Here is a 15,355-nt window from a genome sequence, read left to right as displayed (position 1 = left end):
GTTGCCCGGCGCGCCGCTCCTCATACGATGCGAGAAACTGATCATGAAAATCCAATGGGCACTTGCGCTGTCTGTCAGCCTGCTCTCGGTTGTTTCCCTCGAAGGCTGCGCCGTCGACGGCCCGCCCCGATTCCCCGATCCGCAATCGGCCAGCCCGAAGGGCGGCACCTTCGTGAACGTAGCCAATCTGCGTAACGTCGGCCCCGGCCTGAACAAGGACCAGATGTTCGACCTGCTGGGGCCGCCCCACTTCAACGAGTGGTTCGTCGGTAGCCACACGTGGAACTACCTGTTCGATTTCCGCCGCGGCAATGAAGTCGTCACCTGCCAGTATCAGGTGCGATACGACGAGCACATGAAGGTGAGCAACACCTACTGGCGCGATCCCGCATGCGCCGATTTCGTCCGCGCACCGGCCGCCGCGCCTGCGGCCGCAGCCGCCGCGCCGGCCGCGACGCTCGAGCAGTTCACGCTGCAAAGCGACGCGCTGTTCGCCTTCGGCAAATCGAGCCTCGATTCGATGCTGCCGGCCGGCAAGGCGCAGCTCGACGACGCGGTCGAGCGCATCAAGCGCCACAACGAGATCACGCGGATCGTCGTGGTCGGCCACACCGACCGTATCGGCCCGGCCTCGGTCAACGAGCCGCTGTCGCGCGCCCGCGCGCAGACGGTACGCGCTTACCTGATCTCGCATGGCCTCGACGGCAGCGTGATCGAAGCGCGAGGCGTCGGGTCGAGCGAGCCGGTCACGCATTGCCCGCCGGGCCGCAGCAGCGCCGTGATCGCATGCCTGCAGCCCGATCGCCGCGTAGCGATCACCGTGAGCGGGCGCAACTGACGGCAGCGAAGCCGGCGACGCGCTTCACGCCTCGCCCGCGTGAGGCGCGTCGCCCGCCGGCCAATGGGCGCTGCCGCCGCAATTCCGGGCGACCGGGTGCCGCGCGGCGCGCGCTCGCGGCGCTCCATGCGGCGCCCGGTCGCCCGTGCCGCCCGCTGCGCGCGAGCCGGGCGCATGCCAATACTTCTATCCCCGTGACGTGGTGCGGCGGCGTCGATCCGTCACCTGATCGAGAAACCAGCAGGAATCCGGATGACGACGATGAGAAGGGTCGGCGTGTACGTGGATGGCAGCAGCATGGACGCGAACGGCGGTCACATGATGCGCTACGAGGTATTGCGCGCGCTGGCCGGTCGCGCAGGCGCCACGATCCAGCGACTGCATGCGTATCTGAGCTTCGACGAACGCCGCGCGTCCCGCTCGCCCGACTACGACACGCGGATGAAAGCCTATCAGGCGGCGCTGCGCGACAAGGGCTTCCGGGTCACGGTCAAGGCGCTCAGGCACTATGCCGACGAAGACGGCACGGAAACGATCAAATCGAATTCGGATCTCGGCATGGCGATCGACGCGCTGTCCGAATCGGACCGGCTCGACACGGTGCTGATCGCGACCAGCGACGGCGATTTCGCGGAAGTCGTGCGGGCGCTGCAGAAAAAAGGCTGCCGCGTCGAGGTGCTGGGATTCAACAACGTCGCGGCCGAACTGCGCGACGCCGCCGATCAATTCATCAGCGGCTATCTGGTGCCCGGGCTTCTGCCGGTGCGCGATTGGGGTGCGGGCGGGCCGGCGTGGGGGCAAGTCGGCTCGCGCGTGCGTGGCATCTGCAATCGCTTCGAGCCGGACGACGGCTACGGCTTCATCGCGTTCTGGCCGTCGCTGCCCGACACGCCGCTGCTCGCCGCAGCGGAGACCAGCCCCGCCTATTTCCGCAGCAGCAGCGTTCAGGATCCGTCGGTGCTGTTGCGGCTGCCGTCCAGAAGTACGGTCCTCGAATTCGAGCTGGCCACGCCGGCCAAACAGAACGGCGCGCCCGAAGCGCGCCGGATCCAGATCGTTTCGGGCGCATAGCGCGACTGCCGCGGCAGCCGCAGCTGCGTTCGCGCAACGCCGCGCCGGCGCGCGTCACCGCATCGAGCGCGCTCAACCGCCCAACGCGGCGTCGTGATGGTGGCGCGACAGGAACATGAAGAACGTCGTGCCCTCACCGAGCGTCGATCGCACCTGCAGCTTGCCGCCAAGCGAATCCACGACGGTCTTCACGAATGCCAGGCCGAGACCGTGTCCGGACGATCCGGCATGGCCGTCCAGTTGCGTGAATTCCCGGAACAGTTTTTCCCGATCCTGCTCCGAGATGCCGATGCCGTAATCGGTCACGGCGATCTTCACGTGCCGCTCCGTGGCCGACAGTTCCACATCGACCGTGGACGCCTCGCGACCGAACTTGATCGCGTTGCCGATCAGATTGACGAACGCGCGGCGCAGCAATTGCACGTCCGCGATGGTGCTGAGACCGGGCTCGGCCATCAGGTTGACCGTGGTCGAGCGCGCACTCGCCTGCGGCAGCAGATCGTCGACCGCATCGCCGAGCACCAGCGCCGGATCCACCGCGGCCAGCTTCGGCGGCAGGCTCTCGGCCTTGGCGAGAAACAGGAAGTCGTCGGACAGGCTGAGCGCGCGCGTCGCATACTGCGAAACCAGTTCGGCGAAGCGCTGCGGCGTGTAGCGTGACGGATCGCGCCGGATCTGCGACGCCAGCGCGAGTATGGACGCCTGCGGCGAGCGCATGTCGTGCGACAGGAAACGCAACGCCATGTCCCGCTGTCGCTCGGCGAGCCGCACCGATGAAACGTCCGCCACATGGAATACGAGCGCGCGCTCGCCAAAAGCAGATGGCTGGATCGGCGCGCACTTGATCAGCAGCGAGCGGCCGCCTCGCGAATTGGCGATCTCGATGCCCTGGTCCAGCCGCGATTTCGTCTGCGCCGTCAGATCGTGCCCTTCCGACGGGTGATTGAGACTCGTCAGCGCCTGAGCGGCAAACTCGATCGCGCGATGCGATGCGGTGATCTGAAACAACACGTCGGACACAGAGCGCCCGGCCGGCGAAGGCGGCGCGGCCGCGTCGGGGTCCGCACACAACGCGGCGACACGCTGGTTCGCCAGCAGCACGGTGCCGGTGGCCGACGCAATCAGCGTTGCCTCCGGCAGACTGTCGACCCATGCGTCGATCAACGCGCGATACCCGCGCACCTGTGCGTCCAGCGCGGCGGCCCGCTGGAGTGCGCGCCGAACCGGGTCGGCGCCATGCGAAACGGCGCGCGTCTCGGCGTGCAGCGACGGCTCGGCGGCGAGACGGTCGGCCAGTCGAACGACGAAGCGCAGCAACGCGCGTAGACGTCGCCATGACCACAGCAGGCCGGCAAGCACGCAAACGAACATGCCCGGAGCAGGTGGCAACCAGCGATGCTGATACTGGAACAGGGCAGCCGCGACGGCCGCGATCGCAACCGGCAACGCGATGGACACGATCACGCCCGCGCTCGGACCGAGCCGGTAGAGCAATACGCCAATCAGCACGACGACCGCCTCGTTGAACAGCAGCCGCCCGGCGAAACCGATCATCGGCGGCATCGCGGCCGCTCGCGAAGGCATGCGTGCGTCGTCGTTCGCCGGGCGCCCGGCGGCCGCGTTGCGGGCATCGGTCACGGTCGCAGCCGGTGAACCGCCTGCCGCACCAACGACAGATGGCGCTGCAAGGTCGAACAATGCCCGGTCGATGCGATGCAGCAGCGGTGTCGCGGTCAGCGCCGCGGCGAGCAGCATGAACGCTATCGTGACGTACGCCCACTCTCTCGCAAGATCGAAGCCCGCGTCCGGTGCGCGACGCGATCTCGATGCGAAGAATTTTCCGATCATGCCGATTCGACGATGCTTCAAGCTATCGCGCTACACGTCGCTCGCAGCGACGAACTCGAATTCCGCGAACTCGCCCCGCGAATCTCGAACATGACCTGCCCAATATGTGGAAACATCAAGCGTCGACCCGGAAACACGATATCTGGAAACATTCACGCAGGCTCTGACGAAAAACACACAAAAAAAATCCTCTCATGCGCCGCCAGTATACATGTAAATCATTAGACATTGAAATCAACCGTTACCGTCCACATATCACATTTTTTCGAACTGTAATCATGTATCAAAACAATCTTACGGTCTCGAAAATTGCGAATCCGCTCTCGGTCAACTCCCCACGAACAACCAACAAAATCCACGACACAAGCCAATTACAGCCAATCAGGCAGATTCGAAAGTGCGAGCTTTCATAATTTTTCATAACGACGAAAGACTCGCCTTTTTAAGGAAATAAATATCACCGCAAAACCACCAAACGATTAAACAATTTTACATTTGTTTATTTTTGAAAGTTGTAATTCACATATCCGGCCAATAAAATCCCCTCATCACGAACCAGCACGTCTTCGGTTCAGCCGATATGGAATATTCATGAATCGCACGCTCGCAATGAACCATCCACTCAATGACGCCGAACGCGGGCTTCGCGAGGACGAATTCTTCTTCCTGCTGCAACCGAAATTCACGCTGCAGACGCTCGCGCTCAGCGGTTTCGAATACCTGATGCGCTGGCGACATCCCTCGCGCGGCGTGCTGGAGCCGAGCGCGTTCATCAGCATGGTCGAGGATTCGCGGCTCGCCGGACAATTCACGGATCTCTTGACCCAGCGGGCCACCCGAATGCTCGCGCAGTGGGCCGCGTCCGGCCATCACGCGTTGTCGATCTCCATCAACCTGTCGCCGCTCGAACTCGGACATGCGGATTTCCCCGCGCGCCTCGCCGCACTGTTCGATACGCTCGACGTCGACCCGCATCGCCTCGAAATCGAACTGACCGACGTCGTGCCGCCTGCGCGGCTCGACTGGCTGGTCGAGGCCATTCACGCGGTGCAGGCGATCGGCGTGCGCGTCGCGCTCGATGACTTCGGCGCGGGCTTCAACGCGCTGACGCTGCTGCAGCAGTTGCCGGTGGACATCGTCAAGTTCGATCGATCGCTGCTGCGCGACGTCGCGCAGAACGACGAAGCGATGCGTGTGCTCGAGACCCTCGTGCATCTTGCAAAAGTCCATCGCAAGCAGACCGTGGTGACGGGCATCGAAACGGCCGAGCAGTTCGAATGGGCCCGCGGACTGGCCGGCATCGAAGCGCAGGGTTTCTATCTCGGCGCGCCGCTTTGCCTGACCGAAGTCGACGCCTTCATCGCCGGCCACGCCCCCAACCCCGGCGGCTAGCGGTCGGCCGACGCGCATTCGGCGCTGCGCGTGTAGCCCGCACGGCCGGCACATCCGCGCGCTGCGCGCTACCAGCGGATCAGCGCCGATCCCCACGTGAAGCCCGAACCCATCGCCGGCGTCAGCACGAGATCGTTCTCCTTGATGCGCCCGTCGGCCACCGCTTCGGCGAGCGCAAGCGGAATCGACGCGGCCGACGTGTTGCCATGCCTGTCGACCGTGACCACGACCTTCTCCATCGGCAGGTTCAGCTTTACGCCGAGCGTCTGCACGATGCGCTGGTTCGCCTGGTGCGGCACGATCCAGTCGACGTCGTCCTGCTTGAGACCTTGCGACGCGAGCGCTTCCTGCGATGCCTCGGCGAGATTGACGACCGCATGCAGGAACACGTCGCGTCCTTCCAGATGCATCTTGCCGGCATCGCGCGTCGACGATACGCCGCCGTCGGTATGGATCTTGTCGTGATACCGGCCGTCGGAGTGCAGATGCGTGGTGAGGACGCCGCGCGGCGTGTCGCCGTCGCTGCGATCGCCGCGCAGCACCACCGCGCCCGCGCCATCACCGAACAGCACGCAGGTATTGCGGTCCTGCCAGTCAACGATGCGTGACATCGTTTCGGCGCCGATCACGATCGCGGTGCGGGCCTGGCCCAGCCGGATCATGTTGTCCGCGACCGACAGCGCGAACACGAAGCCCGAGCACACGGCCTGCACGTCGAACGCCGCGCCGCCGCGCATCCCGATGGCTTCCTGCACGCGTACCGCCGTTGCCGGCATCGTGCGATCGGGCGTGCAGGTGGCGAGCACGATCAGGTCGACGTCGGCCCCGCCGATGCCGGCGTGCCCGAGTGCAGCGCGCGCCGCGCCGATCGCAAGGTCGGACGTATGCTCGCCGTCCGCCGCGATGCGGCGCTCCACGATGCCGGTGCGCTGCGTGATCCACTCGTCCGTGGTGTCGACCATGCGGGCGATGTCGTGATTCGTCATGCGCCGCTCGGGCAGGGCCGAGCCGCAACCGACGACGCGCGACATGCGGGCGCCGGCGCATAGGTAGTCCGCCATCTTTCGTCCTCCGGTGAAGATCGGTGACGCGCGCCGGACGGCGAACCGCTCCGAAGCCGGCGCGCGCGAATTACCAGTTGCCGGTGCCGGCCGCATCGTTCGACGCCGCCGCTGCGCTCGCGTCATGCCCGCCGAGCGACACGAGATGCTCGGCCAGCGAAATGAAAGTCGGATGGTCGTAGAGCACCGTGTCGTCGATCTTGATCTTGAGGCGCTCCTCGAGGAAGAACGCGAGTTCCACCGAATGCATCGAATCGAAGCCGGCGTCGGCGAAGGTCTGTTCGAGATCAGTCGGCACCTTCAGATGGTTCGCTTCGGCCCACTCCTGGATCCATGCGAGGATGGTTTGCGCAGTGACTGCGGAGCCGTTCACGGTTGCAGCTTGAAGTTGTTCGCTCATGGCATCGATTCCCTAAAGTCGGATGGACGAAAATGACCCGGCGCAAGCACCGGGCACGGTACGGCTGAATCAGCACACTTTCGCCTGCGCGGACGTCGAATGCGGCTGAGGCTGCGGCTCCGCGGCCTCGGCGCCGCCGTCGAGCAAACCCGCGACGCGACGCGCGGACGCGCCACGCACGATGGAGTTGTGGTCGTCGTCGAATACGCTCACCGCGATGCCGCCGCGCGTCAGAAGCCGCAACTCGCGCGTGGCCTGTGCGTCCGTCATGGCCCCCGCGGTCCGTGTAGCCAGTGCATACGCGATGCGCGCGCGCACCTGTTGCGGCCGATGACGCGCGAGTGCGACCGCGCTCATCGCATGCAGCTGCGACAGACGGGCGAACAGGTCGGGGGGCGCGCGGCGTCGCACGTCGGCGAGGTAGAAGTCGCGATCGAGCATCGCATCGAAGCGGGGATCGTCGAGCCATGACTCGACGGCCTGCGACGGATCCAGCGCGACGAAATCGCGCGCGAGCGCGCGCAATCGCGTCGTGAAGTCGCCGTCGTGCAGCGGACTGTCGATCATCATCAAAGGCGGCGCGCTCGCGTCCGCCGCTTCCCACTGTGCCGCCATTTCATGCGCGACGATGCCGCCGAACGACCAGCCGCCGAGCACGTCTGGCAGCCGGCCATGCGCGGCGAGCAATGCCGCGCGATAGCGTGACGCCAGTTGCTCGATCGACAGGTATGCGGGCGCATGGCCCTCCTCCGCATACGGATGACGGATCCCGACGACGGTCGGGTCGCCCGGCCACGCGTCCGCCAGCTCCTGATAGCAGAGCACGTTGCCGCCGACCGGATGCACGAGTGCGACCAACGGCCCGGTGCCCGGGCGCAACGTGACGACCAGTTCAGGATCGTGGCCGCCGGGCGTCGCCGCGTCCGGCGCGACCGCCGATGCGCGCGATGCGCTCGGCGTACTGCCGCTCGACGCCCCGAACCACTCCGCCAGCGTCGCGAGCGACGCACCGCGCGCCAGCATCGAGATCGGCGGCATCCTGCCGAAGTGCTGGTGCATGCGTACGCGCAATTCGGTCAATGCGAGCGAGTCGAGACCCTGGCTGACGAGCGAGCGATCATCCGTGACCACGATGCCGTCCGGCGCGACCGTTGCCGCGATGGTGCGCATCGCGGCGAGCACGTGCTGGGCATCTGGCTTGGCGACTGCGGCGCTCGAATGCCCGACGAGCGAAGCCGGCTGGTCCGATGCGTCGGCACGCGCACCGTCGTGTCGCTGCGATACGCCGCCGGGCGCAACGGGCACATGCACGCTATTGGCGAACGGCAATTCGAAGCGATCGCGGTCGAACGCATAGCCGGGCGCTTCGGCGGGACGCGGCGCATGACCGTAGAGCCGGTTCCACGCGATGGTCTGCCCGACGCAGTACAGCCGCGCGCACGCGTGCGCGAAGCCGGTCGTTTCCGCCTCCTCGTCGCCGTCCGGTCCGTCCGCGAGCGACGAAACCGCCCGTTGCCAGTCGCCGCCCGCCGCGGCGCGCGCGAGCTTCGACAGCGCCGCGCCCGGCCCCACTTCGACGAACAGCGTGTTGCCGTCGGACGCGGCGAGCAGCGCCTGATGAAAGCGCACCGGCTGCTCGACGAGGTCCAGCCAATGGTCGACGCCGGCGATCGCCGCGGTCACGACCGCGCCCGTCAGCGTGGAGACGATCGGAATCGCCGGCTGCGCGAACGTCAGCGGCGCGAGCGCCTGCCGGAACGCTTCGCGCATCGGGCGCAGCAGCGGCGAATGGCCGGGCGTGCCGTAGGTCTTGAGCATCGACACGCGCTTGCCGGCCGCGACCATCGCGTCATGAACGCGCGCGACCGCGTCCGGCGTGCCGCTAACCGCGGTCTGCTCCGGTCCGTTGATGCCCGCCACGAACAGCTCGGTGCCGAACGCGAAGCGCGCCTCGAGTTCGTGCGCCGCGGCGGCAACGGCGAGCATCGCGCCCGCCGGCGTCGCCGTATCGAACAGGCGGCCGCGCGCCTCGACGGCTTTCAGTCCGTCCGCGAGCGACATCACGCCGCCGATCACGGCGGCCACGTGCTCGCCGAGCGAATGCCCGATCAGCACATCGGGCCGCACGCCCAGTTCCATCCAGGTGCGCGCCAGCGCATAGCACACGACGAAATGGGCGAGCTGCCCCGGATGATGGCTGACGCTTTCGCCACCGCGTCCCGCAATCGCATCGAGCACGTCGCGTGCCGTCGCTGCGTCGAGCCGCGCCAGGCATGCATCCGCGTGTGTGCGGAACAAGCCGTTTTCGTCGTAGAGCGTGCGCCCGACGCCCGGTTGCCACGCGCCCTGCCCCGGGATCAGAAACGCGAGCCGCGGCATTCTCGGCGGCGCGCCGTCGTGCCATTGCCCCGTCGGATTCGCGGCGAGAAACGCATCGAGCGCAGCGACGAAATCGGCCGCCGTGGTGCCGACCAGCGCGACCCGGTGCTCGAAGTGATCGCGCCGCACGCTGGCCGTGTGGCAGGCGTCGCGCATCGGCGTCGACGTATCGGCGAGCCACGCGCGCCACGCCGACGCGACGCGTCGGCGCGCCTGCGCGGAGCGCCCCGACAGCGTCAACACGCGCTCGCGCGCCGCCGGCGCAGCGGTGTCGGGCGCCGGGGCGGGCGCAGCCAGAATCACGTGTACGTTGGTGCCGGTGATGCCGAAGCCGCTGACGCCGACCAACCGGTCGCCCTCGCCGAGCGGCGTGCCTACGCGCGGAATCTCGAGTGGTGCGCCATCCCAGCGAAAGCGCGGATTCGGCGTCGCGAAATTGACCTGTGCGGGGACATGACGATGCCGAAGAATCAACATCGCCTTGATGATGCCCGCCATCCCCGCGGCGCCCTCCAGATGCCCCAGCTGCGATTTGACGGAGCCGACCAGGACCGGCTTGTCGCGCGAGCCGGCGCGTGCATGGACGTTGCGCAGCGCGGACAGCTCGATCGGATCGCCGAGCGCCGTGCCGGTGCCGTGCGCTTCCACATAGGCGACCGCTTCCGGGCGCACGCACGCGCGCGCCATCGCACGACGGATCACCGCTTCCTGCGCCGCCCCGTTGGGCGCGGTGAGGCCGTTGCTCGCGCCGTCGCTGTTGACGGCCGAGCCCACCAGCACCGCGTCGACGCGATCGCCGTTGGACAGCGCATCGTCGAGCCGTTTCATCACGAGCGCGCCGCCGCCCTCGCCGCGGATATAACCGTCGGCGTTTGCATCGAACGGGCGGCACTGTCCCGATGCGGACATGGCCTGGAGCCGCGCGACGCCGATGGTTTCCTCCGGCCCGAGGATCAGGTTCGCACCTGCGGCGATCGCGACGTCGCATTCGCCCGCCTGCAAGCTCTGCGCGGCAAGATGCACCGCGACCAGCGACGACGAGCAGGTCGTATCGACGAAGATCGCCGGCCCGCTCAGGCCGAGGATGTGCGCCACGCGTCCGGGCGCCATCGCGCGCAGATTGCCGAGCTTCGAATAGGTGGTGATCTTCGTCGGGTCGCCCGACCACACGGTGCGCCGGCCGTAATCGGCTTCGCCGGTCGTCATGAACACGCCGACGTTCCTGCCGCGCAAGCGTCCCGGTGCGATGCCCGCATTCTCCAGCGCGTGCCACGCCAGTTCGAGCATCCAGCGCTGCTGCGGGTCCATCTCGAGCGCCTCGGCCGCCGACGTGCGGAACAGCCCGCGGTCGAAGCAGAACGGATCGTCGACGTAACCTGCCACGCGCGAATACGTGGTGCCGGGCGCGTCCGGATCCGGCGAATAGAACGCGTCGATGTCGAAGCGCTCGCGCGGGGTCTCCCGAATCGCCGTGCGCCCCGAATTCAGCAGCGCCCAGTAGCTCGACGCACAGGATGCGCCACCCGGGAAGCGGCACGACATGCCGATGATGGCAACCCGTTGCGCAGGTGGTGTTGACCGGTCCATACCGTTCTCGCAGATGGAAAAAGGCTTCATGCCTAGTGGCGGCGCGCCGCGTCGAGGTCGTCGCGGCTGCTCGCCTGGACCAGTACGGCCATGTTGCCCGGCAGGTGCTGGTTCGTGCGGATCTTCTCGTGCGCGTCTGGCAGCCGGTTCCACGGGAACACTTCGGACAGGCACGGATCGATCTTGCCGCTCACCACGAGCCGGTTCGCCTGCGCCGCTTCCTTCAGGCTCGCGAAGTGACTGCCCTGAATGCGCTTCTGCCGCATCCAGATGTAGCGCGCATCGCAGGTCAGGTCATAGCCGCTGGTCGCGGCGCAGAACACGACCATCCCGCCGCGCTTCACGACGTAGCAGGACGGCGCGAAGGTGTTGCGGCCCGGATGTTCGAACACCATGTCGACGTCACGCTTTTCGCCGAGCGCGTCCCAGATCGCCTTGCCGAACTTCTTGACGCCGTCGACGTAAGCCGCGTATTCGACCTTCGCATCGACGGGCGGCGGCGCGCCCCAGCACGAGAAGTTCGCGCGGTTGATCACGCCCACCGCGCCGAGACGCTTGACGAACTCGACCTTCGCGTCGTCGGACACCACGGCAACCGGGCGCGCGCCGGCCAGCGCGGCGAGCTGGATCGCCATCGTCCCGAGCCCGCCCGCCGCGCCCCACACGAGCACCGACTGCCCCGGCGACAGCACGTGCGGCTTGTGGCCGAACAGCATCCGGTACGCGGTCGCGAGCGTAAGCGTGTAGCACGCGCTCGCGGCCCACGTAAGGTGCTTCGGACGCGGCATCAACTGGGTCGACTGCACGCGCGCGAATTGCGCGAACGATCCGTGGGACGTTTCGTAACCCCAGATCCGCTGTGAGGGCGACAGCATCGGGTCGCCGCCGTTGCATTCCTCGTCGTCGCCGTCGACCTGCGAGCAATGCGCGACCACCTCGTCGCCGACCTGCCACTTCTTCACGTTCGAACCGACGGCCCACACGACGCCTGCCGCATCCGAACCGGTGATGTGATACGGATCGTCGTGCAGGTCGAGCACCGAAAACGGCTGCCCGAGCGCGGCCCACACGCCGTTGTAGTTGACGCCGGCCGCCATGACGAGAATCAGCACGTCGTCGGGGCCGATCGACGGCACGTCGACGATCTCCTTCGTGAACGCCTGATGGGGTTCGCCGTGGTTTTCCCGGCGGATCGTCCACGCATGCATCCGGCTCGGCACGAGCCCCAATGGAATCGGCGCGCCGACGTCGAACAATTCAACCGGTTCCCGCCTCGCTTCGACCACGACGTCTAGTGTTTTGGCATCCATATTGATATCCATGCAGTGTCTGATTCGATCTGCCCGGTGCTCGCGCCGGGCGCCACGCGAACACGAACGCGGCGTCAGGCCGCGGTCATGCCGCCGTCCACGGTCAGCGTCGTGCCGGTCATGAACGACGACGCATCGCTTGCAAGAAACACGACGGCCTGGGCGATCTCCTCCTCGGTGCCGAGGCGGCCCACCGGATGAAAACGCTTGATCTGATCCGTCATGTTCGTCTCGGCGAGAAACTTCTCGACCATCGCCGTCGCAACGAACGCGGGGCAGATCGAATTGACGCGAATGTTCTGCTGCGCGTATTCGAGCGCGGCGGCGCGCGTCAGCCCGAGGATGCCGGCCTTCGACGCGTGATAGCTGCAGCCGCCGAATGCCGAAGCGACGAGACCATAGGCCGACGCCATATTGACGATCGAGCCGCCGCCCGCTTTCAGCAATTCCGGAATTTCGTATTTCATCGATAGGAATACGCCTTTCAGGTTGATGTCGACGACGAAATCCCAGGTCGATTCGTCGGTATCGGCCACCGGATTGCCGAACGCCTCGACGCCCGCGTTGTTGAACGCGATATCCAGCCTGCCGAATGTGTTGACGGTTTGCGCCACCGCATTTCTGCAATCGTCGGCGATCGACACATCGGTCTTCACGAACATGGCGTGGCCGCCCGCACCGTGAATTTCCTCGACGACCGCGAGCCCTTCCTCGATGCGGCGCGACGCGACCGCGACCCGTGCGCCTTCTCGCGCAAACAGCAACGCCGCGGCCCGGCCGATACCGGAGCTGCCGCCGGTGACGAGGGCGATCTTGTCTTGAAGCTTCAGCACAGCGTTCTCCCGGTTACGTTGATGGAACGGATGCTTTTCGGCGATGCGCAGACGTCGCTCGATGCATGCGAACGTCGTCGTGATCGCGTAATGGAGCCGATTCTAGTCGGCGGGAATCGAGTGTCGATGACAGTTCATAAAAGTTCAGAATTGCTCGTCAATCGCGCGAATATCATCGACAGCATCGATACTCCTGTTCGATTGATTCGACACACCATGCGCGACAAGGCGATCTCCAGACATGACCTCGGGATGTCCGTGATCCATGCGATCGGCAGCGACGGCTTTGCGCAACTCAGCGCGGCGCTCGACATGCTCGATCCCGACTTCAGGCGCCTGCTGATCGAGGGCGCGTACGCGGACATCATTGCCCGGCCCAATCTCGCGCTGAAGCACCGCGAGCTCATCACCGTCGCAGTCCTGACCGTGATGGGCAATACGGAAGCCACGCTCAAATACCATGCGGGCGGCATGCTGAATACCGGCTGGGCGCCGCAAGCCGTGCTCGCGACGGTGTGGCTGACGCGCCGATATGCGGGAATGCCGGTGGCCATGGCCGGCTTGCGAAACGTGTTCATGTTGCTGCGCGCGCATGGCGTCGACGCCGGATTCGATGCGTGTACCGCCGCATCGTGCGACGCGACCGTTGCGCGCATGCTCGACGATCCGGAACAGCCACTCGATGCGCTGACGCCGAAGGAGCGCGCGCTCGCAACGCTGGCGATCGTGATCGCGCTGGAAAATCGGCACGATGCGGTTCGGCGGCATTTGAACGCGTGCCTGAGACTCGGCTGGACGCGCAGCGAACTGACCGAAGTGCTGATTCAGCTCACCGGCTATCTGGGCTGGCCACTCGTGCTCCCCGTGACGCGCATCGCGCTCGACGTGTTGGGCGACATCGAGCGCCGCGCCGCCTCGAACGACGCAGGCATGTGCTGCACGCCGGATACGCCGGACGACCTCGACGGCATTCCGCCCGAACTCGCGCGGTATCTCGACGCGTCGCACGCGCCGGCATCGCGGCATGAAGAAGCGCTTGATCGCGCGAAGGCGCGGTTGCTGACGGCCATCGCGTGCCTGACCTGCCTGTCCCGCAACGCGGATGCCGACGCACTCGTCATGCACATGCGCGAAGCGCTGTCGCTCGGTGCGTCGCGAGACGAGATCGTCGACGCGATCGCCGGCGCATTGCCCTACGCCGGCGTACCGGCCGCGCAATCGGCGCTCGCCGAGGCGGAGCGACTGTTCGCGTCGACCGGCTCGCATCCCGCCGCCGAACGCGAAAACGCGGCGGCATGACCGACGAGCGTGCTCGATGCATGCGCGACGCCCCCCGGATACGAACCCATCAGGAGCAGACCATGAACCACGAAGGCGGCTACGATCTCGAAGACCTGTTGCCGGGCATGAGCGCGGACTTCAGGAAGACGCTGTCGGAGCGCGACATCTTCCTGTTTGCGAGCGCGTCCGGCGATCGCAATCCCGTGCATCTGGACGAGGCCTACGCGAAGCGTACACGTTTCGGTGGCCGCATCGCGCACGGCATGCTGTCGGCGTCGGTGATCTCGGCGGCGATCGCGACGCGCCTGCCCGGCCCCGGTTCGATCTATCTGTCGCAGGACCTGCAGTTCAGGCGGCCGGTCAAGCTCGGCGAAACGGTGTGCGCGACGGTGACCGTCAAGGAGATCGTCGCGAACCGCAAGCGGGTGGTGCTGGAGACCCGCTGCGAAGTGGACGGGCTCGTCGTGGTGGAAGGGACGGCTGTCGTCATGCCGACGACACTTGCGGAACGCGCAAACGCAGTGGCAATCCCGCAAGGACAGACGACTTGACCGCAGGCCCGCGGCCGCCGGGTTCGTCGGTGCCGCACAAGACTAGCGCTGCCGCGTCGGGTGCGAGGTGTGGCCCGCGCACACGCCGTCAAGATGCTCGAAATGTCCTGCCCGGCGCGTGCGCGGGACCGGCAATCAGCCTTCCTGGCGCTCGATCAGGAAACGCTCGCGGCGCTTGCCCTTGATCCACGCGGGTTCACGCCCGCGCCCTGTCCACGTGCGCCCGGTGCTCGGGTCCCGATACTTCGGCGCGCCGGTCGGCGTGCGCGTCGATGCCCTGACGGCACGGCCCGGACGCCCGAAGATCTGCCGGGCCGTCAGCCCGTATTCGGCGATACGGGCGCGCACCTCCTGCAGAACGGTCTCGAGCTCGGCCTGCCGCGCCTCCTCGGCACGCAGCATCAGTTCATCGGCTTGCGCCTTCAGTTCCAGGTAACCCGACATCCTTTTTCTCCAAAGTGTTCCGATGCGATGAAAATCCGAACCGCGCGCGCCGCGAGCGGTTCGTCGTGTGCTCGATGAACGATCGTGCCGCTCGCGGCGCGGCGCCGTTCGCGCCTGTCCGAAGTGCCGCTGACGAGCACGCTCGTGCTCGTCAGAACGGCAGGCCGACGTCCGGCTTCGCAGCCGTCAGCACGCGGCGGAAGTCCGCCTGGATACGCTCGAGCCCTTCCTGCGTCTCCGCCTCGAAGCGCAGCACGACCACCGGCGTCGTGTTCGACGAGCGCGCGAGGCCGAAGCCGTCCGGATACTCGACGCGCAGCCCGTCGATCGTCACGACCTCGTCCGCGCCGTCGAACTTCG

General features: G+C 66.6%; 12 protein-coding genes and 1 pseudogene. 5 read left to right on the top strand and 8 right to left on the bottom strand.

Annotated features, from left to right (window positions below):
• The first annotated feature begins 43 nt into the window (after positions 1-43).
• Positions 44-838, top strand: coding sequence for an OmpA family protein (locus C3Y15_RS18575; protein ID WP_059494738.1), 795 nt, complete (start codon positions 44-46; stop codon positions 836-838).
• A 261-nt stretch (positions 839-1,099) separates the two neighbouring features.
• Complete coding sequence (locus C3Y15_RS18570) at positions 1,100-1,909, top strand: NYN domain-containing protein (protein WP_166677056.1); 810 nt, start codon at positions 1,100-1,102, stop codon at positions 1,907-1,909.
• 72 nt (positions 1,910-1,981) lie between these two features.
• Here C3Y15_RS18570 and C3Y15_RS18565 read toward each other — a convergent pair whose 3' ends face one another.
• Positions 1,982-3,664, bottom strand: coding sequence for a HAMP domain-containing sensor histidine kinase (locus tag C3Y15_RS18565; protein WP_224019923.1), 1,683 nt, complete (start codon positions 3,662-3,664; stop codon positions 1,982-1,984).
• 684 nt (positions 3,665-4,348) lie between these two features.
• Between C3Y15_RS18565 and C3Y15_RS18560 the strand changes: the two genes are divergently transcribed.
• A complete protein-coding gene (locus C3Y15_RS18560) occupies positions 4,349-5,149 on the top strand; it encodes an EAL domain-containing protein (RefSeq protein WP_045579858.1) in 801 nt (266 codons plus the stop codon).
• A gap of 68 nt (positions 5,150-5,217) precedes the next feature.
• Here the strand turns inward: C3Y15_RS18560 and C3Y15_RS18555 are convergent, their stop codons facing one another.
• From C3Y15_RS18555 to C3Y15_RS18535, 5 genes are all read right to left on the bottom strand, one after another.
• A complete protein-coding gene (locus tag C3Y15_RS18555; protein ID WP_124260139.1) occupies positions 5,218-6,210 on the bottom strand; it encodes a beta-ketoacyl-ACP synthase III in 993 nt (330 codons plus the stop codon).
• Positions 6,211-6,280: 70 nt separating this feature from the next.
• On the bottom strand, positions 6,281-6,610 hold the full coding sequence (locus tag C3Y15_RS18550; RefSeq protein WP_224019924.1) for an acyl carrier protein: 330 nt from the start codon (positions 6,608-6,610) through the stop codon (positions 6,281-6,283).
• Between the two features lie 69 nt (positions 6,611-6,679).
• Positions 6,680-10,576: a type I polyketide synthase gene (locus tag C3Y15_RS18545; RefSeq protein ID WP_124260138.1), complete on the bottom strand. Its 3,897-nt coding sequence runs from the start codon at positions 10,574-10,576 to the stop codon at positions 6,680-6,682.
• A 32-nt stretch (positions 10,577-10,608) separates the two neighbouring features.
• Positions 10,609-11,886 (bottom strand): crotonyl-CoA carboxylase/reductase, encoded by a 1,278-nt coding sequence (gene ccrA / locus C3Y15_RS18540; RefSeq protein WP_045579862.1) that lies wholly within the window; start codon positions 11,884-11,886, stop codon positions 10,609-10,611.
• 74 nt (positions 11,887-11,960) lie between these two features.
• Positions 11,961-12,719, bottom strand: a complete 759-nt coding sequence (locus C3Y15_RS18535) for a glucose 1-dehydrogenase (protein WP_045579863.1) — start codon at positions 12,717-12,719, stop codon at positions 11,961-11,963.
• Between the two features lie 216 nt (positions 12,720-12,935).
• Between C3Y15_RS18535 and C3Y15_RS18530 the strand changes: the two genes are divergently transcribed.
• Positions 12,936-14,018: a carboxymuconolactone decarboxylase family protein gene (locus C3Y15_RS18530; protein ID WP_045579864.1), complete on the top strand. Its 1,083-nt coding sequence runs from the start codon at positions 12,936-12,938 to the stop codon at positions 14,016-14,018.
• Positions 14,019-14,080: 62 nt separating this feature from the next.
• Positions 14,081-14,551, top strand: a complete 471-nt coding sequence (locus tag C3Y15_RS18525; RefSeq protein ID WP_045579865.1) for a MaoC family dehydratase — start codon at positions 14,081-14,083, stop codon at positions 14,549-14,551.
• A 135-nt stretch (positions 14,552-14,686) separates the two neighbouring features.
• On the opposite strand, the gene C3Y15_RS18520 is transcribed toward C3Y15_RS18525, so the two are convergent.
• Complete coding sequence (locus C3Y15_RS18520) at positions 14,687-14,995, bottom strand: H-NS histone family protein (protein WP_011880553.1); 309 nt, start codon at positions 14,993-14,995, stop codon at positions 14,687-14,689.
• 151 nt (positions 14,996-15,146) lie between these two features.
• Positions 15,147-15,355: pseudogene (locus C3Y15_RS18515) on the bottom strand (phosphomannomutase/phosphoglucomutase); the annotation flags it as partial.

Source organism: Burkholderia sp. B10 (assembly GCF_004368385.1).
Classification (GTDB): Bacteria; Pseudomonadota; Gammaproteobacteria; order Burkholderiales; family Burkholderiaceae; genus Burkholderia; species Burkholderia vietnamiensis.
This window is presented reverse-complemented; position numbering and strand designations above follow the sequence as displayed.